Source organism: Aquitalea sp. FJL05 (assembly GCF_003852595.1).
GTDB lineage: Bacteria > Pseudomonadota > Gammaproteobacteria > Burkholderiales > Chromobacteriaceae > Aquitalea > Aquitalea aquatilis.
The window spans coordinates 29,002-50,634 of record NZ_QAJS01000013.1; the positions used below are offsets into that span (position 1 = coordinate 29,002).

Consider the following 21,633-nt stretch of genomic DNA (forward strand, 5'->3'; position numbering starts at 1 on the left):
ATGAGTACATCCTGGGCCAGTCGACTGCAACGCAGCTGGCAGCACCGCCCCAGCCTGCACCGGGATGGCGTGTCCCTGCAGGAGGCCTGGCTGCTGCGCAAGCTGCAGCAAGCCCTGAATGGCGACAGCCTGCAAATTGATGGCCTGTCGCTGCTCAGCCGCGACAGCACCCTGCATCTGACTGCGCATCAGCCTGTGGCCGCTCGGCTGACCCTGCATTTCGACTTCCTGCCCATAGACTGGAACAGCAGGCAGATCCGCTTGCGCTATCACGTTCAGGGCGAAGCCATCTCTCCCTCGGCCACCCGTCGCTTGCTGGGCGGCCTATTGCTTGGTGTGCTGGAAGGGGCTTTTGGCCACAAGGCCCTGCAGCAGCTGGCCAAACCACTGGACTGGCTGACGCTGGAACAAGACATCGCCTACATCGACCTGCAGCGCCTGCCTGCCCTGCAGCCATGGCTGGACTACTCCCTGCTGGGCAAGCCACTGGGGGAGCACCTGGCCATCAAGGCCATCGAGACATTGCCCGGCCAATTACGCATCCGGCTGACCCGCACGCCACCACCCGCAGACTGAACACACCTGGGCCTGCACATCTCACAATAAAAAAACCCCGCCGCAGCGGGGTTTTTCGCATCAAGGCTGAAAAATCAGCTCTTAACGACCTTGGCGATGGCTTCAGCCACATACGGCAGGTTCTTGCTGTTCAGCGCGGCCAGACAGATGCGGCCGGTGGAAACAGCATAGATGCCGAATTCGCTGCGCAGGACTTCAACCTGTGCGGCGGTCAGGCCGGTGTAGGAGAACATACCGCGCTGCTGGGCCACGAAGGAGAAATCCTGCTCCACGCCCTGCGCCTTGATGGCATCGACCAGACCGGTGCGCATGGCGCGGATGCGGTCACGCATGCCAGCCAGCTCATCTTCCCACTGCTGGCGCAGCTCCGGGCTGGACAGTACGGCAGCCACCATGGCGGCACCATGGATCGGCGGGTTGGAGTAGTTGGTACGGATCACACGCTTCAGTTGCGACAGCACGCGGCTGGTTTCTTCCTTGCTGGCGGTCACGATGGACAGCGCGCCAACACGCTCGCCGTACAGCGAGAAGCTCTTGGAGAAAGAGCTGGACACGAAGAACTGCAGACCGGAAGCGGAGAACAGGCGTACGGCCACGGCATCGGCATCGATACCATCGGCAAAGCCCTGATACGCCATATCCAGGAAGGGAACCAGGCCCTGGGCGCGGCAGACTTCCACGACTTCAGCCCACTGCGCATCGGACAGATCGGCACCGGTCGGGTTGTGGCAGCAAGCGTGCAGCACAATCACGGAACCAGCCGCCAGGCTTTGCAGGAAGGACTTCATGCCGGCAAAGTCGACACCACGGGTGGCGGCATCGTAGTAAGGATAGTTTTCCACTTCGAAACCGGCGGATTCGAACAGCGCGCGGTGGTTTTCCCACGACGGATTGCTGATGTAAACCTTGGATTCCGGGTTCAGACGCTTGAGGAAATCGGCACCGATTTTCAGTGCACCAGTACCACCCAGCGCCTGAGCAGTCACCACGCGACCGGCAGAGATCAGCTCGCTATCCGCACCGAACAGCAGGTTTTGCACGGCGCTGTCGTAAGCGGCCGGGCCTTCGATCGGCTGATAACCACGCGGCAGCATGGCATCAACACGGGCCTTTTCCGCAGCCTTGACGGCAGCCAGCAGCGGAATCTTGCCATTATCGTCGCTGTATACACCCACACCCAGATTCACCTTGAAGGGACGGGTATCGGCGTTGAAAGCTTCGTTCAGGCCAAGAATCGGGTCGCGCGGGGCCAGTTCTACCGCGGCGAAGATCGAAGAGGTCATGCAGGGGCTCCATTTGCTTTGCAGAACAGCCGCAACCGGGGCGCTGGCACATGCAGCGGGCCGCGGCTGATTGATGAAAATCTTTGTCCGGCACAAAGTTTACCACCATCTGCCGGCTTGCTGCGCTGCAAACCCGACAAAACAACATGCTGCCATCCTGTTACTCGCTCGCAGGACAATTGGCATATTCTGCAAGGGCAGGCAGGCATCCGTGCCAAGCGCTGAACCATGTGGCAGCTTGCCCAGTCCTACCTCAAGCACAAACGCATATCCCGGAGAGCGCTCATGAAAAAAGGTATTTTGCTGTTTTGGCCGTCCTTTATCATCGCCGTACTGGCCACCAGCGTGTTTTTCTCGATTTTCGACCCTGCCGAACTCAAGCTGCATGGCAATGCCCTGTTTGCCGACAAGTTATCGGCCTATTCGGTATTTTTCCTGATCAGTTGGGCTTTTGGCGCACTGAATACCGCCATCGTGCTGGTACTGGAAAAATCCTCCCGCGACATCAACGGCTTTACACCGCCACCAGTCCAGCCCATGGATGATGCGGAAGACCCGCTGCGCAACTAAGCAGCCACCAAGCAAAAGGGCGACTCTGGTCGCCCTTTCTCATTGCCACACCCCCGAGCATCACGCCCATCAGCTATGCAGGAGTCTGGCACACCACAAAGTATTTGCGCACCGCTTGCACCACTTCGAACACGCCGACAAAGCCGGCGGGTATCACTGCGGCCTCACCTGCGCTTACTTGCACCACTACGCCCGCCTCGTCGTGCAGGCGCACCACACCTTCGATCACACAGAAAAATTCGTGCTTGTTATCGGCAAAACGAATGCGCCACGCCCCTGGCTCACATGCCCAGATGCCGCAGCTCAGAGCCTCGTCGGCCGTTTCATAATGGGTCCAGGTCAGGCGTTGCGGCTTACCCGTCAACAGACGATCAGGGCGGGGCTGGTCGGCAACCGGCGTCACGCTTTGGGAAAAATGGGTGATGGCGGCCATGGCGGCTCACTTCCGGCAGAAGAAAGCGGCCATTATCGCCGCTGCAGCGTAGCGGGGCCAGACTCAGTGCGGCGCGCCCAGTCGCTGCGCCATGCTGCGCAACATCAGCTTGCTGAGCAGCCAGTGCACCGGCAGCACCAGTGCCAGATACAGCCAGCCACCCCAGTGATGCGGCCGCACCCAGGTTTCAACCTGCAGCCGGCTTGCACCAGCCTCGGGACAGGCCGATAGCAGGATGCGGAAATCCAGATGACGGTCATCCTCACCCAGTACCGCCAGCTGCGGACCAAGGTGCAGGATGCGAAACATGCCGATATAGCTGCCGGGCTGCAAGCACAGCGTGCCGGCTTGCTGCATCGGACCGGTCTTGAGGCCGCAGCGTGCGGCCAGACGGTTGCGCCAGGCCATCAGCGTGGCCGCCCAGCCTGGAGCGGCACTGGCAAACGCTGTCAGCAGCTGGGCTGCGTCGACATCCGCGCTCAGGCAACGGGCCTGGTGCTGGTCTCGAAACGGGTAATCTGCGGCTTGAGGCAGGGAGTTCGGCATGGTGGGCGCTCCAGGATGAAAACCTGATTATCCTGCGGCTTCCACCAGCAGCTCCATTCCTGAAACTACCTAGCAAAAAAAAGCCGACCACAACGGGCCGGCTTCTCTGCTTGCTTCAGGCTCAATCAAACACCAGCTGCCCGTTACGCGCTTCCACCAGAATGGTGGCCTTGGGTGGGTATTTGCCGGCCAGAATACTCTTGGCCAGCGGGTTTTCCAGCTCGTTCTGGATGGCACGCTTGAGTGGACGCGCGCCATACACCGGATCGAAGCCTGCCTCGGATAACAAGGACAAAGCCTCTTCGCTGATTTGCAGATTCAGCTCCAGCTTGGCCAGCCGGCCTTCCAGACCCTTGAGCTGGATACGGGCGATGGCCTTGATGTTCTTCTCGTCCAGACCATGGAACACCACCACTTCGTCGATACGGTTGATGAACTCCGGCCGGAAGTGTGACTTGACCTCGGCCATCACCGCCAGCTTGATCACCTGGTAGTCATCAGTGGCCATGGCCTGAATCTGCTGACTGCCCATGTTCGAGGTCATCACCACCACCGTGTTCTTGAAGTCCACCGTGCGGCCCTGGCCATCGGTCAGGCGGCCATCATCCAGCACTTGCAGCAGGATGTTGAACACATCCGGATGGGCCTTTTCCACTTCGTCCAGCAGAATCACGCTATACGGCTTGCGGCGCACCTGCTCGGTCAGATAACCACCCTCCTCATACCCCACATAGCCCGGGGGCGCACCGATCAGCCGGGCAACCGAATGCTTCTCCATATACTCGGACATGTCGATGCGGATCAGGTGATCCTCGCTATCAAACATGAAGCCGGCCAGGGTCTTGCACAGTTCGGTCTTGCCCACGCCGGTCGGCCCCAGGAACAGGAAGGAACCATACGGCTTGTTCGGGTCGGCCAGGCCGGAGCGGGAGCGACGGATGGCATCAGCCACTGCACGCACCGCTTCGTCCTGCCCCACCACGCGCTGGTGCAGCACGTCTTCCATGCGCAGCAGCTTTTCCCGCTCACCAGTCAGCATTTTCGACACCGGAATACCGGTGGCACGGCTGATGACTTCGGCAATTTCCTCGGCACCTACCTGGGTGCGCAACAAGCGGTTAGGCTTGTTATCAGCACCGGCATCGGCAGCCTCGGCCTCGCGCAGTTGCGCCTCCAGCTGTGGCAGCTTGCCGTATTGCAGTTCGGCCAGCTTTTGCCAGTCGCCCTTGCGCTTGAGGTCTTCCATGTCCACCTTGAGGCGGTCGATTTCCTCCTTGATGGTCTGGCTGCCCTGCGCTGCGGCTTTCTCCGCCTTCCAGATTTCCTCCATGTCGGCGTATTCACGCTGCAGACGCTGGATTTCTTCCTCAATCAGTTGCAGACGCTTCTGACTGGCTTCGTCGGTTTCCTTGTTGACGGCTTCGCGCTCGATCTTCAGCTGGATCAGGCGGCGATCCAGCTTGTCCATGGCCTCCGGCTTGGAGTCCAGCTCCATCTTGATGCGGCTGGCCGCTTCGTCGATCAGGTCGATAGCTTTGTCCGGCAGGAAACGGTCGGTGATGTAGCGGTTGGACAGCTCGGCCGCCGCCACGATGGCCGGGTCGGTAATGTCCACGCCATGGTGGATTTCGTACTTTTCCTGCAAGCCGCGCAGGATGGCAATGGTGTCTTCCACCGTCGGCTCATTGACCAGCACCTTCTGGAAGCGGCGTTCCAGTGCGGCGTCCTTTTCGATGTACTTGCGGTACTCGTCCAGCGTGGTGGCACCGATGCAGTGCAGCTCGCCACGCGCCAGTGCCGGCTTGAGCATATTGCCGGCATCCATGGCACCTTCGGCCTTGCCCGCGCCCACCAGGGTATGGATTTCATCGATGAAGATCAGCGTCTGGCCATCGTCCTTGGCCAGATCATTCAGCACGGCCTTCAGGCGTTCTTCGAATTCGCCACGGAACTTGGCACCAGCGATCAGCGCAGCCAGATCCAGCACCAGCAGCCGCTTGTTTTTCAGGCTTTCCGGCACTTCTCCATTGACGATGCGCTGCGCCAGGCCTTCCACGATGGCGGTCTTGCCCACGCCAGGTTCGCCAATCAGCACCGGATTGTTCTTGGTACGGCGCAGCAGCACCTGAATGGCGCGGCGGATTTCATCGTCGCGGCCAATTACCGGGTCCAGTTTGCCGTTACGCGCGCGTTCGGTCAGATCAGTGGTGTATTTCTTCAGCGCCTCGCGCTGGCTTTCCGCATCCTGGCTGCCCACGTTCTGCCCGCCGCGCACCGCCTGGATGGCAGCCTGGATGGCATTGTGATTGCCACCATGCTCTTTCAGCAGGCGGCCGGTCTCGCCCTTGTCCTGCGACAGAGCGGACAGGAAGGATTCACTGGAGATGTATTCATCGCCCTGCTTGGTGGCGATCTTGTCGGTGACATTGAGCAGATTGCCCAGATCACGCGACACGGTGATTTCACCATTGCCGCCCTGCACCTTGGGCAGACGCTGGATGGCCGCCTTCAGTGCCAGCTTGAGGGCTGGTGCATTGACCCCAGCCCGTGCCAGCAGGCCGCCAATGCCACTGTCGTTATCGTCCATCATGGCCAGCAGCAGATGCTGCGGCTCGATGTAGGCATTGTCCTGCGCCAGCGCCAGGCTCTGCGCTTCACCCAGGGCCTGCTGGAATTTCGTGGTCAGCTTTTCAAATCGCATAGAGAAGCTCCTTCAAGAATATGACTCTGATTTCTTTTGCATTTTCAATAATGGTCCGCCGGGCTGTCCTGTAGGAAAACGCAACGGTATTAACCACGATATGTGGGCGGATTTGAACACTACAAGATAAATGTCGGAACAATTAGCGCCGTCAGTACCCGCTTGCTGCTGCTGAACAATGCCGGCGGGTTGGCCGGTGCGGCAAGGAATGCAACCCGTCTTTCGATCAGAATATTCTCGATAGCTATCGCCTAGTCTTATGGAAATTTCTTGGCATTTATTGGCCATTTTCCAACCATGCCAAGGCAACTTCCCAGGGAACATCACCATGCCAGCCATGGGTTGAAATTCAGACAAGGGGCGAGAAATGCATAAATTCATCATCATGCTAGCCGGGCTGCTAAGCAGTAGCGGCGCATATGCCGACAGCAGTTTTTCCCTGCTGCTCAGCGGTGCGTCCATCCACAGTGGCTGTCAGCAAGGCAAGGGAGAAAAGGCGAAAAGTTGTGAGTTCAATAACAACAATCCGGGGCTAGGGCTGGAGTGGGCCTTTGCCGGGAATGAGGACAATGGCCGCTGGTTTACTCGGGTAGCAACGTACCGCGACTCATTCGAGCAGCAGGCCTGGTATGTGTCGGCCGGCTATCGCAAAGAATGGCGGATCATCGGCCCGGTCTACCTGGGAGCAGGTGTGCAAGCTGGTTATCTGGATGGCTCTGGCATCAAGGGCTTGGCCGCGCTGCCCATGATCAGCTTGGGCAGCAAGGACGTGGCACTGGAAATCGGTTATGCCCCCAAGACCAATACCGTCGGCCAGCACAAGCGGGTCAATGTCACCACCTTCAGCCTGCGCTGGAGCTTCTGAATCACTGACACCAATAAAAAAGGGGACGCACTTAGCGTCCCCTTAGCTTATGTCACTGCCACCGGATCAGGTACGGAAGGCGCGGACTTCTTCCTTCAGCGAATCAGCCAGCCCCGCCATGTGGCGGGCCGTTTCGGCCGAGCGCTCGGCGGCCTGATTGCTGCTTTCTGCCTGACTGGCCACCGAATTCACCCGCTCGGCCATTTGCTGCACGATATCGCGTTGCTGTGACAGTTCGCGGTTGATGCGCTGCACCACTTCCATGGCACGACGCGAGTCTTCCACGATGGAGCCAATGGCCTGGCGCGCCGACGAGGTGATGGCCGCCCCTTCCGACGCCTGCACCACCGACTGCCGCATCGATCTGACGGCCGCATCCGTGGCCGACTGAATCGTACTGATCATGCCGCTGATTTCCTGGGTGGACACGCTGGTGCGCTCGGCCAGCTTGCGCACTTCATCAGCCACCACGGCAAAGCCGCGACCCATCTCGCCGGCCCGGGCAGCCTCGATGGCAGCGTTAAGGGCCAGCAAATTGGTCTGGTCGGCGATATCGTGAATCACGTTGACGATGGCGGTAATCTGCTGTGCGCTGCTTTCCAGTGCCTTCAGGCTGTCGGCAGCCTGGCTGAGTGTCGCCGAAATATGGCTGACGCCATCCACTGCCGCCACCAGGCTTTCACTGCCGGCCTGGGCCGCTTCGCTGGAGGCACGTGCCGCATCGCTGGCTTCGCCGGCGACTTTTTCAATCTGTTGCACCCCGGCGATCAGCATGCCGGTGTGCTCAGACATGGCCTGGGCACTGGTACGCTGCTCGCCCGAACTGGCGGCGGCAGAGCTGGCCTTGTCCGACAGCTCCTGTGCGGCATGGTCCAGATCAATGGCATGCGAACTGGTGCGATTGAGTGCCTGCTGAAAGCTGTCCAGCAGGCTGTTCATGGCATCGGCCACCTGCCCTACCTCATCCTTGCGGTTGATCGCCAGCCGCCGCGTCAGATCACGGCTGTCGCGAATGCCGCCCACTTCCTCAACCAGCTGTCGCACCGGGCGCGCTACCAGGCGATTGGTAAACAGCAGCAGGGCCAGCGCCAGAATCAGCAACAGCAAACCGGCACCGCCGGCCAGCCACAGCAGTAACTGGTGGTTTTCTTTTTCCAGTTCGCTGCGGGTTTCGTTGCTGACAATCATCCAGCCCCACGGTTTGTACGTGGCATAGGACAGCATATGCTCGGCCGCGCCGTTGTCCCCCGGCAGTTTGACGGTAAGCGCCCCCTGCCCTGCGGCCATCAGATCGTTGACATAGGCCTTGCCGGCTGCATCCACGTCCTTGCTGACCGGGCGGCCGGAAAGTTTCGGGTGCTGCACGTATTGGCCAAATAATTTGGAATTCTTGTTGATATCGACGATATCGATATGTCCGCCCTCGCCCAGTTTCACTTTGGACAGGCGTACCAGCAGGCCGGCAATGCCTTCGGTCGCGCCGACGCCGACAAAGGTGGCACCGATCACATTCTGGCTGGCGTCCTTGATCGGGCTATAGCTGGTGATGTAGTCACGGCCATAGAGGTCGACCCGGCCGGAATAGTTTTCGCCATTCATCAGCTGCGCATAAGCCGGGCTGGCGTGATCCAGCTTGGTGCCCAGCGCACGGCCGCCGTCTTCCTTCAGCACCGAAGTGGCGATGCGGACAAACTCGTCGCCATCCTTGACGAACAGCGTGGCGACGTTACCGGTCTTGGAGGAGAAGCGGTCGACAATATCGTTATTGCCGTTGACTGCCGCACTGCCCAGCAGCAGGGCCGGGGTTGGCGTGCCGGAAACGTCTATCTTGCTGGCCGGATTGAGGGCGAATGCTCCGCCGATCTCGCCCAGCAGCACTTTCTCAAACTGGCGGGTGGTGATTTTCAGCGACTCGTTAAACGCGTCGATCATGTTGATGGACTGGGTCAGCAACTGCGACTGGACCTTTTCGGTACGCTCCTGCATCACCCGCCCGGTAAAGACATACAGCGGCAGCGCCAAGGTCATCGCCACCACTACCATCAACACTACCTGGGTCGATACCAGCCGCGACCCGATGCTCATGCCTCGCTTCATTCGCTTCACCCTCTCCACTGCCGCACCCGCTGTACGGGATTGTTTATTTATAATTTAGCGTCTTTTTGAAATGCTGGCTTAATAGATGCAAACCAGCAAAATGCGTGAGAAACATGCACTTGTCAATGTAATCACTCAAGCCCGTGCTCAGCATATTCAAAGCAAGAACAACGCCAGATCAGCCCTGCTTTATGCGTGGCAGAATCCCTGGCTGCTTTCACAGCATAGACCGCTTTTACTGCAAGAGCCGCCAGGCCGCCCAGTCCAAGCGCTGGCCATGAAAAAACCCGGCCAGGGCCGGGTTGAGAGTATTACTTGCTTCGCACAGCCGCATTCAGCGGACGACTATCTGCGCCTCGCCAGCCTGCAACTGGCCGATGACCGAGGCGTGGTCAAAACCTGCTGCCTGGAAAGCGGCCAGCACGGCAGGGGCTTGCTCCGCCGCCACGGCAACCAGCAAGCCACCACTGGTTTGCGGATCGGCCAGCACGCGCTGCTGCCAGTCGGGCAGGCCATCGGCAAAGCGGACATGCTGGCCAAAGCTGGCCTGATTGCGCTCGATGGCACCAGGACCATAGCCTTGCTCGGCAAACGGACGGGCTGCCGGGATCAGCGGTACTGCGGCCATCTCCACCTGTGCCTGCAGGCCGGAGCCCTTGCAGATCTCCAGCAGATGACCGAGCAAACCAAAGCCGGTGACATCGGTCAGCGCATGCACACCCTCCATGCCGGCCAGCGTGGCACCCACCTTGTTCAGCTGGGTGGTGGTGGCGATCAGCGCCTGATAGCCGGCCTCATCCAGCACTCCCTTTTTCATTGCCTGCGCCAGAATGCCCACGCCCAACGCCTTGCCCATGATCAGCACATCGCCAGCCCTGGCATCGCAATTGCGCTTGAGCTGGTCGGGATGGACCACCCCCAGCGCCACCAGGCCGTAAATCGGTTCGGGAGAATCAATGGAATGGCCACCGGCGATGGGAATGCCGGCGTCGGCACACACTGCCTGTCCACCATCGAGAATGGCGCGGATGGTTTCCACCGGCAGCACATTGACCGGCATGCCGACAATGGCCAGTGCCATGATGGGCGTCGCGCCCATGGCGTAGATGTCTGACAGCGCATTGGTGGCAGCGATGCGGCCAAAATCAAAGGCATCGTCCACAATGGGCATGAAGAAATCGGTGGTGGCAACAATCGCCTGCTGATCGTTGAGGCGGTACACTGCCGCATCGTCACTGGTTTCCGTGCCGACCAGCAGTTGCGGGAACACCATTTTTTCCCGCGCTGTCGACAGGATGGACTCCAGTACCGCAGGGGCAATTTTGCAGCCACAGCCACCGCCGTGGGATAATTGCGTCAGTTTGATTTCAGCCATTTCAGGGCAACTCCCACCATGCTTTTCAAGGTCGCGAAACTATCACAGCTGGCCGAGTTTGACGAGATCATCGACGTGCGCTCGCCAGCCGAATTCGCCGAAGATCACCTGCCCGGCGCCATCAATTGCCCGGTACTGGATGACGAAGAACGCATCCGGGTGGGCACCCTCTACAAGCAGGTCAGCCCCTTCGAGGCACGCAAGCTGGGTGCCGCGCTGGTGGCACAAAATATCGCCAGTCACCTGCAGCAGCAGTTCCATGCGAAACCAAAATCCTGGAAACCGCTGATCTACTGCTGGCGCGGCGGCCAGCGCTCGGCCTCGATGGCCATCATTTTCAGCCAGATCGGCTGGAGCACCCACCAGCTGGAGGGCGGCTACAAAAGCTATCGCCATCAGGTACTGGCCGACCTGGCCAGCCTGCCGGCCACGCTGCGGCTCAAGGTCATCTGCGGCCCGACCGGCTCGGGCAAAAGCCGCTTGCTGCATGCTCTGCAACGCAATGGCAAGCAGGTGCTGGATCTGGAAGCCCTGGCCGTGCATCGCGGCTCGGTGCTGGGGCGGCTGCCCGACCAGCCGCAGCCCTCGCAAAAATGGTTCGACAGCATGTTGCGTCTGGCCATGCTACAGCTGGATCCGGCGCGGCCGGTATTCATCGAATCCGAAAGCCGGAAAATCGGCACGCTCAGCTTGCCGGACAGCCTGTTTTCACGCATGCACGCCAGCGAATGCCTGAGCATGGAAGTTGCGCTGGCCGAGCGCGTACGCTTCTTGCTGGAAGACTATGATTTCTATCTGCAGCAACCAGCCAGGCTGGTCACCCAGCTGGGCTTTCTCAAGGCGGTACACTCGCGCGAACAGCTACAGCAATGGCAGGATATGATTGAGCAGGGCCAGTTTGCCAGCCTGGTGGAACAACTGCTGACCCAGCATTACGACCCCTTGTATTTCCGCTCGATGAACCGCCATTACACCCATCTGCAACAGTCGCAGTTACTGACGGTGCCCGGCCTGAGCCCGGCTCTCCTGGATGCGGTAGCCGGCGTGATTCGCGAATAAGAGCCTGCTCACGCTCTGCGATACTCGGGTGATCCAGCGTTGAAAGGACGTTCAAAATGCTCATGGACCTCATGTCCATTGCGCTTTTTTACGCCCTTGCGCCTTGTCTGACCCTTCGTTCACTAGAGCGTGCACCTTCCAGGAGCGCTCCTTACAAGTTTTACCAGCAACAGCTGCAATCTTTCCCATGCAATCCGGCGCTAGCACCGCCGCAGACAGAGTAGAATGACAGCCTTCCTTACCGCATCCATCTCGCAGCTGGCATGAGCTCATACGCACAACTCGATTGGCTGGACGGCCAGCCCGTCTCGGTCGCCTTTGGCGATGTCTACTTCTCCCGCAGCAGCGGGCTGGAAGAAACCCGCCATGTCTTTCTCCGGCACAATCAGCTGGCCGAGCGTTTTGCCGCCCTGCCGCCCGATGGTCAGTTCAGCATTGGTGAAACCGGTTTCGGCACCGGCCTCAACTTTCTCTGTGCCTGGCAACACTTCCTGCAATATGCCCCTGCCACGGCCCGGCTGCACTTCATCAGCGCTGAAAAATACCCGCTGACCGCGCAAGATCTCGGCCAGGCGCTGGCCTTGTGGCCGGAGCTGGCCAGCCAGGCGCAGCAGCTGCTAAGACAATACGATGTGCTGAGCAGCGGCTGGCACCGCTTTGTACTGGAGGGAGGGCGCATCATCCTCACCCTGCTGGTGGGCGATGTGCTCGAAGTGCTGCCACAGCTGGATGCACGCATCGATGCCTGGTTTCTGGATGGCTTCGCCCCTTCGAAAAACCCGGACATGTGGCAGCCGCAGCTGTTTCAGACCATGGCCAGCTTGTCGGCAGCAGAGGCCACCTTCGCCACCTTCACCTGTGCCGGTTTTGTCCGGCGCGGCCTGAAAGAGGCGGGCTTCAGCGTCCGCAAGGTGGCAGGCCATGGCCAAAAGCGCGAGATGAGCTGCGGCCAGCTGGCCGCAGCACCTGCCCAGCCATGGTCGCCCCCCTGGTATGCCCGCCCGGCAGCACAGCCGGGACAGGAGCGCTCAGCCATCGTGGTGGGTGGCGGCATTGCCGGTGCCTCCACCGCCTACAGCCTGGCCCAGCGCGGCTGGCAGGTCACACTGGTGGAACGGCTGCCACAACTGGCGCAGGCCGCCTCGGGCAATCCACAGGGCGTGCTGTATACCAAGCTCTCCCCTCACTTCACCCCGCTGACCCGGCTGGTATTGTCTGGCTATGCCTATTCGCTGCGCCTGCTGCATCAGTTGCTGGAACAGGGCGACGACAGCTGGTGCGCCTGTGGCGTGCTGCAACTGGCGCAGGATGACAAGGAAGCCGCACGGCAGGCACAGCTGGCAACGGCCGGATTACCCGATGGCCTGCTGCGTCAGGTCAGCCAGCAGGAAGCCAGCGCCATTGCCGGCTTGCCACTGCCAGCTGGCGGGCTGTTCTTCCCGCAGGGCGGCTGGCTGAATCCGCCCAGCCTGGTCCATGCGCAGTGCAGCCATCCCAATATCCAGCTGCGAACCTCCAGCACGGTGCTGGAACTGGACTGGAACCCGCTGGAACAATGCTGGCTGGCCAGCAATGAAGACGGCCCACTGGCCATGGGCAGTGCCGTCATCCTGGCGGCGGCGGCTGACACGGCACGCTTCGACAGCACCAGCCACCTGCCACTGAAGGCAATTCGCGGCCAGGTCAGCACGGTGGCAGCCACCGCAGCCAGCAGCCTGTTGCAAACCGTATTGTGTGGTGAAGGCTATATTTCGCCAGCACGACAGCAACAGCACTGCCTGGGTGCCACCTTCAAGTTCGAAGCAGACAATCTGCTACCCAACGAAGCGGAGCACCAGGAAAACCTGGACATGCTGGCAGGGCTGGCCCCGGCCATGCATCAGGCGGTGGGTGCGGCAGAGCTCAAGCTGCAAGCCATAGGCGGCCGCGCCGCCTACCGCTGCACCAGCCCGGATTACCTGCCGCTGATCGGCCCGGTGGCCGATCGCCGCCAGTTTGTCGAGTGCTATCGCGAGCTGGCCAACGACGCCACGCTCAAGCTGGATACTGCCTCACCCTGGATCAGCGGCCTGTATGTCAATACCGCCCATGGTTCGCGCGGCATGATTACCGCCCCGCTATCTGGCGAAATCCTGGCGGCCTATCTGGACAATGAAGCGGCACCGCTGCCGCAGGCGCTGATGCAGGCGGTGCATCCCAGCCGTTTCCTGCTGCGCAAGCTGATCCGCAAGCAGGGCTGATAGCCCTGCTCAAGCCGCGATGGCGCGCGCGATGGCCTGACGGATGTCATCCGGAATGGCCACCGGCACGCCAGCCTGGTAATCCACCCACACCAGCGTCACGTCGGCATAGGCATATACGGTGTCCGGATCGCCCTGGCGATAGAAATGGTGGCGTAGCTGCAGGCTGCTGCGGCCCAGTTTTTCCAGCTCGATGGTGATTTCCACCACCGCCGGATAAGTCAGCTGCTTGCGAAAAGTGCAGGAAGTACTGGCCAGTACCGGGCCGGTGCTTTGCGGATCGATACCATGCCCCAGCGCTTCCAGCCAGTTCAGGCGAATCTGCTCCAGATAGCGGAAGTAATAGGTATTGTTGAGATGACCGACTGCATCCATATCGCCCCAGCGCATGGTGATGGTCTGGCGGTCGATGATGGGATAGGACTTTTCCAAGACAGCGCTCCTTACGTTAACGTCATGTTGTATTGCATCATAACGCTGCCGTCAAAGTCCGTCACAAAAAAACCATGCAATCACGTCAAAGCGAGCCAGCAGAAGCCGACATACTGCCACTGCTGCCTGCGTATTGTTCTGATACAAGGGCAGCATGACTGTCAGCCCGCGCTGGTGGATAACCCCCGACGCTGCCTGGCTGCCAGTCACCTGAGCGAAGGTGCAAGCTGGAGCCCCGCCCCCCAAGGCCGGGGCTCATTTTTTATGTCGCCAACCCGATAGGGCAAAGCCCGCCCACGGCGTTTTTGTGGTGAGCTTGCCGCTTGTGCTACTGTAGCGCCAGACGGGAGCCACAACATGCCAGCCAGAACAACAGAATCCCCACAACAAACCCTCACCGCCACCGCAACTGACACACTGCGCCAGCGCATTCTGTCTGGCGAATGGCCGGATGGCACCCAGTTGCGTCAGGAAGCGCTGTCTCGCGAGCTGGGCGTCAGCCGGGTGCCGGTACGCGAAGCCTTGCGCCAGCTGGAAGCGGAAGGACTGGTGCGCATCATCGAACGGCGTGGAGCCGTGGTCAGCCAGTTGTCCCTGCCGGAAATCGTCGAACTGCTGCGCGTGCGCGTGCTGCTGGAATGCGACATGCTGCTGGAAGCCATACCGCGCCAAACCACAGCGGACATCGCAGCGGCCGAAGTGCTGCTGGCGCGCTTTGATGTCGCGCTGAAAAATCAGGATGTCGCCACCTGGGGCCTGTTGAATGCCAGCTTTCACCTGGCGCTGTATCAGGCAGCAGGGCGGCCTCAAACACTGGCATTGATCGCGCAATTGCATAACCGCACCGACCGCTACACCCGCATGCAGATTCTGCTGACCGGCTTCAACGACCGCGCGCATCTGGAGCACAACCACCTGCTGGAATTGTGCCGCCAGAAAGACGCTATCAGCGCCGCCGCCTTTCTCAAGCAGCACATCATGCATGCCGAAGAAGCGCTGGAAGCCTGGTATCTCGCCCACCAGAGTCCCCCCAGCAGCAAACGCGGGCGCAAACCACGACCACCAGCAAAGCCGGACTGAGTCGGGCTGACAGATAATAAAAAAAGAGCCGCAGCAGCGGCTCTTTTTTATTGCAGCAAGCAGGGCATCACATCACCAGTTTCGCACCCACTACCGCCAGCATCACCGCCAGCGCCGGTCGCAGCCAGGCATCGGTCAGGCGACGGGTGAGCTTGCTACCCAGCCAGATACCCGGCAGCGAGCCCATCAGCAGATTCAGCAGCAGCATGTAGTTCAGGTTACCCATGCTGGCATGACCCAGGCCGGCGACCAGGGTCAGCGGTACCGCATGGGCGATTTCCGTGCCGACCAGGCGGGTGGTGGGCAGGGCCGGATAAAGCAGGAACAAGGCCAGCGTGCCCAGCGCGCCAGCACCGATGGAGCTGAGGGTAACCAGCACACCCAGACCAACGCCGATCAGGACGGTAGGCAGCGGCTTCAGTACAAATTCGGCCGGCGGGTGTCCCTGCGGATTGATCAGCTTGATCAGGCGGGGCTTGAGCAGGATGGAAGCAGCCGTCAGCAGCAGAGCCACACCCAGCACCAGCTTGAACACCGAGTCCAGCGCATGGCTGGACAGGTGCAGCCAGGACAGCAGGCCCAGCGTCAGCAGCGAAGCGGGCACACTGCCAGCAGCCAGCCAGGCTGTCAGCTTCCAGTCGACATGCTTTTGCTTGTGATGGACGAACACGCCACCGGCCTTGGTCAGGGCGGCGTACAGCAGATCGGTACCGACGGCTGTTGCTGGCGAAATGCCAAACCACAGCAGGATTGGGGTCATCAGGGAACCACCCCCTACCCCGGTCAGCCCGACGATAAAGCCCACCACCAGACCAGCTACTGCGTATCCCAACTCCATGACAGCTCCAGACTAAGTTCTGGCGCTATCCTACTGCACACAACATATAACCAACTAGATTGTTTGATTTAATCAATATTCGATATAAATCTATGATGTGTCATAGCCAGTACTGGCCGGCAATTCAGCAGCAAATCTGCTAAAAATAACCATAGCTAGTGAAGACTGTCGCGGCAAACACACAACATTTTGCGTATTGCGCGACGTTTCAGACTTTACAAATGTTTGAAATACAGTCAAGTTTTAATGGTTGGCACAACCGACCGCATGTGATGTACCCAATCTGGAGGTGCAAGGATGATTTCCCGTATTCCTCTCAGTGTCCGCCGCAAGCAGGCACGCGACCAGCATGAAAGTTTTCTTTACGCGGTGGCAAAGCCGCAGTTGAGCGACACCGAACGCTGCCGGCAACAGAAAGTCCGCCAGCGCGCCCATGACCGTGACGACGCCCGCTTCATGGCGGAGCGCAGCGAAGACGATCTGTTCTAGCGCGGCCACGCAGTCTCACCGACCTCTGTCAAAGCGCCACTCTCTTGGCGCTTACTACCTTTTCTGTCGTCAAAATTCCTCGTTTTCTGCTGGCTGCTGCCCTTTTGCAGCAGCATTTGCAGCGTCTTTATAGTTTCTTTACCCCCCCTCTTGGCTTTTTATCAGGTTTTTGACATCCGATTGCGTACCTTTCACTGGCACATATCGCCTCGTAAAGGAAATGCAAAATGGATTTGGTCTATCTGGGCCTGACTCTGGGATTCACTGCGCTGACGCTTGCTTTCGTGCGGCTCTGCCAGCACGCGGAGGGCAAATAGCCATGAACCTGTTCTACTTCATCAGCGCCCTGCTGGCCCTGGGGCTGCTGGCCTACCTGCTGTACGCCCTGTTCAAACCGGAGAATTTCTGACATGAGCACACCTGCCATTCTCCAACTCGGTTTGTTCCTGCTGGTTTTGCTGGCACTGGCCTGGCCATTGTCCAGCTGGATTACCCGCATCATGCGGGGTGAAAACCCCGGTCCGCTGCGCTTGGTCGCGCCATTGGAAAAACTGCTCTACCGCCTGGCAGGCATTCGCCAGGAAGAGGAAATGGGCTGGAAGTCCTACGCCATTTCCCTGCTGGTTTTCAATCTGCTGGGGGTACTCGCCGTATATGGGCTACAGCGTCTGCAAGGCGCGCTGCCTTTCAATCCGCAAGCCATGGCGGCGGTTACGCCTGATTCCTCCTTCAACACCGCCATTTCCTTTGTCACCAATACCAACTGGCAAGGCTATGGCGGCGAAACCACCATGAGCTATCTGACCCAGATGCTGGGCCTGACGGTACAGAATTTCCTGTCGGCGGCGACTGGCGCAGCCGTGGTGATTGCCTTGATTCGTGGCTTTGCCCGTCACAGCTCGGCTAGGATAGGTAATTTCTGGGTCGATGTGACCCGCTTCACCCTGTATGTCCTCGCCCCCTTGTCACTGCTGCTGGCACTGGGTCTGACCCAGCAGGGCGTCATTCAGAACCTGCTGCCTTACCAGACAGCCCATACCGTGGAAGTCAGCCACTTCCAGCAGGCCAAGGTCGATGCCAAGGGTAATCCGGTCAACGGCAAGGATGGCAAACCCGTCATGGTTGATAGCCAAACCCAGCAGCAGACCCTGCCGATGGGCCCGGTCGCCTCGCAGGAAGCCATCAAGATGCTGGGCACCAACGGTGGTGGTTTCTTCAATGCCAACTCGGCCCACCCTTATGAAAACCCCACGCCACTGGCCAACTTCCTGCAAGACCTGGCCATCTTCCTGATTCCGGCGGCCTTGTGCTTTGTCTTTGGCCGCATGGTGGGCGATCGCCGTCAGGGCTGGGCCATTCTGGCCGCCATGCTGGTGATGTTTGCCACCGCCGTGGTGGTGGAAACCCGCGCCGAACAAACCGGTGTGCCGCAACTGAGCGCCATGGGCGTCGACCAGCAGGCCAGCAGCCTGCAAGCCGGCGGCAATATGGAAGGCAAGGAAAGCCGCTTCGGCATCATCGACACTGCGCTGTTTACCGTAGTCACCACCTCGGCTTCCTGCGGTGCGGTGAACGCCATGCATGACTCGCTCACCCCGATTGGCGGCATGGTGCCAACCTTCCTGATGCAGCTGGGTGAAGTGGTATTCGGCGGTGTGGGCTCCGGCCTGTACGGCATGCTGGTGTTTGCCATTCTGGCGGTGTTTATTGCCGGCCTGATGGTGGGGCGCACACCGGAGTATCTGGGCAAGAAGATTGAAACCTACGAAATGAAAATGACCGCCATCACCATTCTGGTGACGCCGATCCTGGTGCTGGTGCTGACCGCCATTGCGGTGAGTGTGGATGCCGGCAAGGCTGGCATTGCCAACCCCGGTGCGCATGGTTTCAGCGAAATCCTCTATGCCTTTACCTCGGCCGCCAACAATAACGGCAGCGCCTTTGCCGGCCTGTCCGCCAACACCCCCTTCTACAACATCATGACCGCCATCGCCATGTTCTTTGGCCGCTTCCTGATGATTGTGCCCATCCTGGCCATTGCCGGTTCGCTGTCTGCCAAGAAACGCCTGGCTGTCAACAGCGGCACCCTGCCCACCCACGGCCCACTGTTCGTGGTGTTGCTGATCGGCACGGTGTTGCTGGTGGGAGCGCTCAACTACGTCCCGGCGCTGGCGCTGGGACCGGTGGTAGAGCATCTGCAAATGGTGAGCGGACATTAATCCTGAGCGTGGATACGCAACAGGATCAAGGAAAACAATATGAACGATCGCAATCATTCCACTGTGTCGGCTGCCGCCAACAGCGCTGCCAGCCAGCACAGCAAACCGGGCAAGGGCATGTTTGACCCGGCCCTGATCAAACCGGCCATCATCGACTCTTTCAGGAAACTGTCGCCACGTACCCAATGGCGCAATCCGGTGATGTTTGTGGTGTATGTCGGCAGTATTCTCACCACCGCGCTGTGGCTGCAGGCGCTGGCCGGCAAGGGCGAGGCCGCGCCGGGCTTCATTCTGGCCATTGCCCTGTGGCTGTGGTTTACCGTGCTGTTTGCCAACTTCGCCGAAGCATTGGCCGAAGGCCGCAGCAAGGCCCAGGCCGCCAGCCTGCGCTCGGCCAAGAAAAACGTGGTGGCCAAGAAGCTGTCCGGCCCGCGCCGCGAAGCCGGTATCACCATCGTGGATGGCCACAGCCTGAAAAAGGGCGACATCGTGCTGGTGGAAGCCGGCGATGTCATCCCGGTGGACGGTGAAGTCATCGATGGCGTGGCCTCGGTGGATGAATCGGCCATTACTGGCGAATCGGCCCCGGTGATTCGCGAATCCGGCGGCGACTTCTCCTCGGTCACCGGCGGCACCCGTGTGCTGTCGGACTGGATCGTGGTGAAGATTACCGCCAATCCGGGGGAAACCTTCCTCGACCGCATGATTGCCATGGTAGAAGGCGCCAAGCGTCAGAAGACCCCGAATGAAATCGCCCTCACCATCCTGCTGGTGGCGCTGACCATCGTGTTCCTGATCGTCACCGTCACCCTGCTGCCCTACTCGCTGTTCAGTGTGGATGCGGCCAAGGCTGGCTTGCCCATCAGCATCACCACCCTGGTGGCGCTGTTGGTCTGCCTGATTCCCACCACCATCGGTGGCTTGCTGTCCGCCATTGGCGTGGCTGGCATGAGCCGCATGATGGGGGCCAATGTCATCGCCACTTCCGGACGTGCGGTGGAAGCCGCTGGTGACGTGGATGTGCTGCTGCTGGACAAGACCGGCACCATCACCCTGGGCAACCGTCAGGCTTCGTTGTTCATCCCGGCTCCGGGCATCAGCGAACAGCAACTGGCCGATGCCGCCCAGCTGGCCTCGCTGGCCGACGAAACGCCGGAAGGCCGCAGCATCGTGGTACTGGCCAAGCAGAAATTCGCCCTGCGCGAACGTGCACTGGCCAGCCACGAAGCCACCTTCATCCCGTTTACCGCGCAAACCCGCATGAGCGGCATCGACTACGATGGCCGGCAGATTCGCAAGGGGGCCATTGATGCCATTCGCCGCCATATCGCCGAACAAGGCGGGGTCTTCCCCGACGCGCTGGGCAAGAGCGCCGATGAAGTGGCCCGCCGTGGCTCGACTCCACTGCTGGTGGCCGAAGGCAATCGCGCACTGGGGGTGATCGAGCTGAAGGACATCGTCAAGGGCGGCATCAAGGAACGCTTTGCCGAGCTGCGCCAGATGGGCATCAAGACCATCATGATCACCGGCGACAACCCGCTGACCGCCGCCGCTATTGCCGCCGAAGCCGGCGTGGACGACTTCTTGGCCGAAGCCACCCCGGAAGCCAAACTCAAGCTGATCCGCAGCCATCAGGCCGAAGGCAAGCTGGTCGCCATGACCGGCGACGGCACCAACGATGCACCGGCGCTGGCCCAGGCCGACGTGGCCGTGGCCATGAACACTGGCACCCAGGCGGCGAAAGAGGCCGGCAATATGGTGGATCTGGACTCCAACCCCACCAAGCTGATCGAAATCGTGGAAATCGGTAAACAGATGCTGATGACCCGTGGCTCGCTCACCACCTTCTCCATCGCCAACGACGTGGCCAAGTATTTCGCCATCATCCCGGCGGCCTTTGCCAGCACCTATCCGCAGCTGAATGCGCTGAACGTGATGGGCCTGAACAGCCCGGCCTCGGCCATCATGTCCGCCGTCGTTTTCAATGCGCTGATCATCGTGGTGCTGATTCCGCTAGCCCTCAAAGGGGTGAAATACCACGCCAGAAGCGCGGCCGAACTGCTGCGCGGCAATTTGCTGATCTACGGCCTGGGCGGCCTGCTGCTGCCCTTTGCCGGCATCAAGCTGATCGACATGCTGCTGGGCAGCCTGGGCCTGGTGTAAGCCGGCCCGCCCGAACAAGGAACTCATCATGCTCAAGACTTTGCGACCCGCACTGCTGCTGTTTGCCACCCTGTCCTTGCTGACCGGCCTGGCCTATCCACTGCTGACCACGGCCCTGGCCCAGGCGCTGTTTCCGCAGCAGGCCAATGGCAGCCTGATCGAAAAAAACGGCCAGATCATCGGCTCCCGCCTGATCGGTCAGAACTTTAGCGCTGACAAGTATTTCTGGGGCCGGCCATCAGCCACCAGCCCCATGGCCTACAATGCCGGCAGCTCCGGCGGCTCCAATCTCGGCCCCACCAACAAGGCCCAGCTGGATGCGGTAAAGGCCAATCTCGACCACCTGCGCCAGGCTCACCCCACGCAAACAGCCACCGTGCCGGTTGATCTGGTGACTGCCTCGGCCAGTGGCCTGGACCCGGAAATATCGGTCGCTGCCGCCTATTACCAGCTGGACCGTGTCGCCCGCGCACGCAGCATGCCGCTGGCCCGCCTGCACCAACTGGTGGATGATCACATCATTGGCGAAACCTTTGGCCTGTTGGGTGAACCACGGGTCAATGTGCTGGAGCTGAATCTGGCGCTGGATGCAGTGAAATAAAGCTGCTAGCCGTTTGATCTGCGCATCCGGCCCCGGCCGGATGCGCCCCCCTGACGCCCTGCCCTT

Annotated in this window: 19 protein-coding genes; 11 read left to right on the forward strand and 8 right to left on the reverse strand. The window is 60.3% G+C overall.

Features of this window, described 5'->3' with window-relative positions; translation table 11 throughout:
• Nucleotides 1-576 (forward strand): hypothetical protein, encoded by a 576-nt coding sequence (locus tag DBR44_RS11815; protein WP_124644238.1) that lies wholly within the window; start codon nucleotides 1-3, stop codon nucleotides 574-576.
• A 74-nt stretch (nucleotides 577-650) separates the two neighbouring features.
• Here DBR44_RS11815 and DBR44_RS11820 read toward each other — a convergent pair whose 3' ends face one another.
• Nucleotides 651-1,859: an amino acid aminotransferase gene (locus tag DBR44_RS11820; protein ID WP_124644239.1), complete on the reverse strand. Its 1,209-nt coding sequence runs from the start codon at nucleotides 1,857-1,859 to the stop codon at nucleotides 651-653.
• Between the two features lie 285 nt (nucleotides 1,860-2,144).
• On the opposite strand from DBR44_RS11820, the gene DBR44_RS11825 reads away from it, so the two are divergent.
• Nucleotides 2,145-2,429: a hypothetical protein gene (locus DBR44_RS11825; RefSeq protein WP_124644240.1), complete on the forward strand. Its 285-nt coding sequence runs from the start codon at nucleotides 2,145-2,147 to the stop codon at nucleotides 2,427-2,429.
• Between the two features lie 73 nt (nucleotides 2,430-2,502).
• Here the strand turns inward: DBR44_RS11825 and DBR44_RS11830 are convergent, their stop codons facing one another.
• From DBR44_RS11830 to clpB, 3 genes are all read right to left on the reverse strand, one after another.
• Nucleotides 2,503-2,862 carry a cupin domain-containing protein gene (locus tag DBR44_RS11830; protein WP_124644241.1) on the reverse strand — a complete coding sequence of 120 codons (360 nt, stop codon included), beginning with the start codon at nucleotides 2,860-2,862 and terminating at the stop codon, nucleotides 2,503-2,505.
• A gap of 63 nt (nucleotides 2,863-2,925) precedes the next feature.
• Complete coding sequence (locus DBR44_RS11835; protein ID WP_124644242.1) at nucleotides 2,926-3,408, reverse strand: DUF2867 domain-containing protein; 483 nt, start codon at nucleotides 3,406-3,408, stop codon at nucleotides 2,926-2,928.
• 121 nt (nucleotides 3,409-3,529) lie between these two features.
• On the reverse strand, nucleotides 3,530-6,109 hold the full coding sequence (gene clpB, locus DBR44_RS11840; RefSeq protein ID WP_124644243.1) for an ATP-dependent chaperone ClpB: 2,580 nt from the start codon (nucleotides 6,107-6,109) through the stop codon (nucleotides 3,530-3,532).
• A 367-nt stretch (nucleotides 6,110-6,476) separates the two neighbouring features.
• Between clpB and DBR44_RS11845 the strand changes: the two genes are divergently transcribed.
• On the forward strand, nucleotides 6,477-6,974 hold the full coding sequence (locus tag DBR44_RS11845; RefSeq protein ID WP_124644244.1) for a hypothetical protein: 498 nt from the start codon (nucleotides 6,477-6,479) through the stop codon (nucleotides 6,972-6,974).
• A 66-nt stretch (nucleotides 6,975-7,040) separates the two neighbouring features.
• Here DBR44_RS11845 and DBR44_RS11850 read toward each other — a convergent pair whose 3' ends face one another.
• Together DBR44_RS11850 and selD are read right to left on the reverse strand one after the other, a co-directional pair.
• Nucleotides 7,041-9,059 (reverse strand): methyl-accepting chemotaxis protein, encoded by a 2,019-nt coding sequence (locus tag DBR44_RS11850; protein ID WP_158613604.1) that lies wholly within the window; start codon nucleotides 9,057-9,059, stop codon nucleotides 7,041-7,043.
• Nucleotides 9,060-9,405: 346 nt separating this feature from the next.
• A complete protein-coding gene (gene selD / locus DBR44_RS11855; RefSeq protein WP_124644246.1) occupies nucleotides 9,406-10,446 on the reverse strand; it encodes a selenide, water dikinase SelD in 1,041 nt (346 codons plus the stop codon).
• An 18-nt stretch (nucleotides 10,447-10,464) separates the two neighbouring features.
• Between selD and mnmH the strand changes: the two genes are divergently transcribed.
• Together mnmH and mnmC are read left to right on the forward strand one after the other, a co-directional pair.
• Nucleotides 10,465-11,505 (forward strand): tRNA 2-selenouridine(34) synthase MnmH, encoded by a 1,041-nt coding sequence (gene mnmH, locus DBR44_RS11860; protein WP_124644247.1) that lies wholly within the window; start codon nucleotides 10,465-10,467, stop codon nucleotides 11,503-11,505.
• 263 nt (nucleotides 11,506-11,768) lie between these two features.
• Nucleotides 11,769-13,745, forward strand: a complete 1,977-nt coding sequence (gene mnmC / locus DBR44_RS11865) for a bifunctional tRNA (5-methylaminomethyl-2-thiouridine)(34)-methyltransferase MnmD/FAD-dependent 5-carboxymethylaminomethyl-2-thiouridine(34) oxidoreductase MnmC (RefSeq protein WP_124644248.1) — start codon at nucleotides 11,769-11,771, stop codon at nucleotides 13,743-13,745.
• A gap of 9 nt (nucleotides 13,746-13,754) precedes the next feature.
• On the opposite strand, the gene DBR44_RS11870 is transcribed toward mnmC, so the two are convergent.
• Nucleotides 13,755-14,177: a thioesterase family protein gene (locus tag DBR44_RS11870; protein WP_124644249.1), complete on the reverse strand. Its 423-nt coding sequence runs from the start codon at nucleotides 14,175-14,177 to the stop codon at nucleotides 13,755-13,757.
• A 357-nt stretch (nucleotides 14,178-14,534) separates the two neighbouring features.
• On the opposite strand from DBR44_RS11870, the gene DBR44_RS11875 reads away from it, so the two are divergent.
• Nucleotides 14,535-15,257, forward strand: coding sequence for a GntR family transcriptional regulator (locus DBR44_RS11875; RefSeq protein WP_124644250.1), 723 nt, complete (start codon nucleotides 14,535-14,537; stop codon nucleotides 15,255-15,257).
• A gap of 67 nt (nucleotides 15,258-15,324) precedes the next feature.
• On the opposite strand, the gene DBR44_RS11880 is transcribed toward DBR44_RS11875, so the two are convergent.
• Nucleotides 15,325-16,095, reverse strand: coding sequence for a sulfite exporter TauE/SafE family protein (locus DBR44_RS11880; RefSeq protein ID WP_124644251.1), 771 nt, complete (start codon nucleotides 16,093-16,095; stop codon nucleotides 15,325-15,327).
• 297 nt (nucleotides 16,096-16,392) lie between these two features.
• Here DBR44_RS11880 and DBR44_RS11885 point away from each other — a divergent pair, with 297 nt between their 5' ends.
• From DBR44_RS11885 to kdpC, 5 genes are all read left to right on the forward strand, one after another.
• Entirely contained in the window at nucleotides 16,393-16,584 is a 192-nt protein-coding gene (locus DBR44_RS11885; protein ID WP_059285177.1) for a hypothetical protein, read from the forward strand.
• A 319-nt stretch (nucleotides 16,585-16,903) separates the two neighbouring features.
• Nucleotides 16,904-16,993, forward strand: a complete 90-nt coding sequence (gene kdpF / locus DBR44_RS11890) for a K(+)-transporting ATPase subunit F (protein WP_110312961.1) — start codon at nucleotides 16,904-16,906, stop codon at nucleotides 16,991-16,993.
• A gap of 1 nt (nucleotide 16,994) precedes the next feature.
• Nucleotides 16,995-18,803: a potassium-transporting ATPase subunit KdpA gene (gene kdpA / locus DBR44_RS11895; RefSeq protein ID WP_124644252.1), complete on the forward strand. Its 1,809-nt coding sequence runs from the start codon at nucleotides 16,995-16,997 to the stop codon at nucleotides 18,801-18,803.
• 117 nt (nucleotides 18,804-18,920) lie between these two features.
• Nucleotides 18,921-20,966 carry a potassium-transporting ATPase subunit KdpB gene (gene kdpB / locus DBR44_RS11900; protein ID WP_199731041.1) on the forward strand — a complete coding sequence of 682 codons (2,046 nt, stop codon included), beginning with the start codon at nucleotides 18,921-18,923 and terminating at the stop codon, nucleotides 20,964-20,966.
• 28 nt (nucleotides 20,967-20,994) lie between these two features.
• A complete protein-coding gene (gene kdpC / locus DBR44_RS11905; RefSeq protein ID WP_124644254.1) occupies nucleotides 20,995-21,567 on the forward strand; it encodes a potassium-transporting ATPase subunit KdpC in 573 nt (190 codons plus the stop codon).
• Nucleotides 21,568-21,633: the final 66 nt, after the last annotated feature.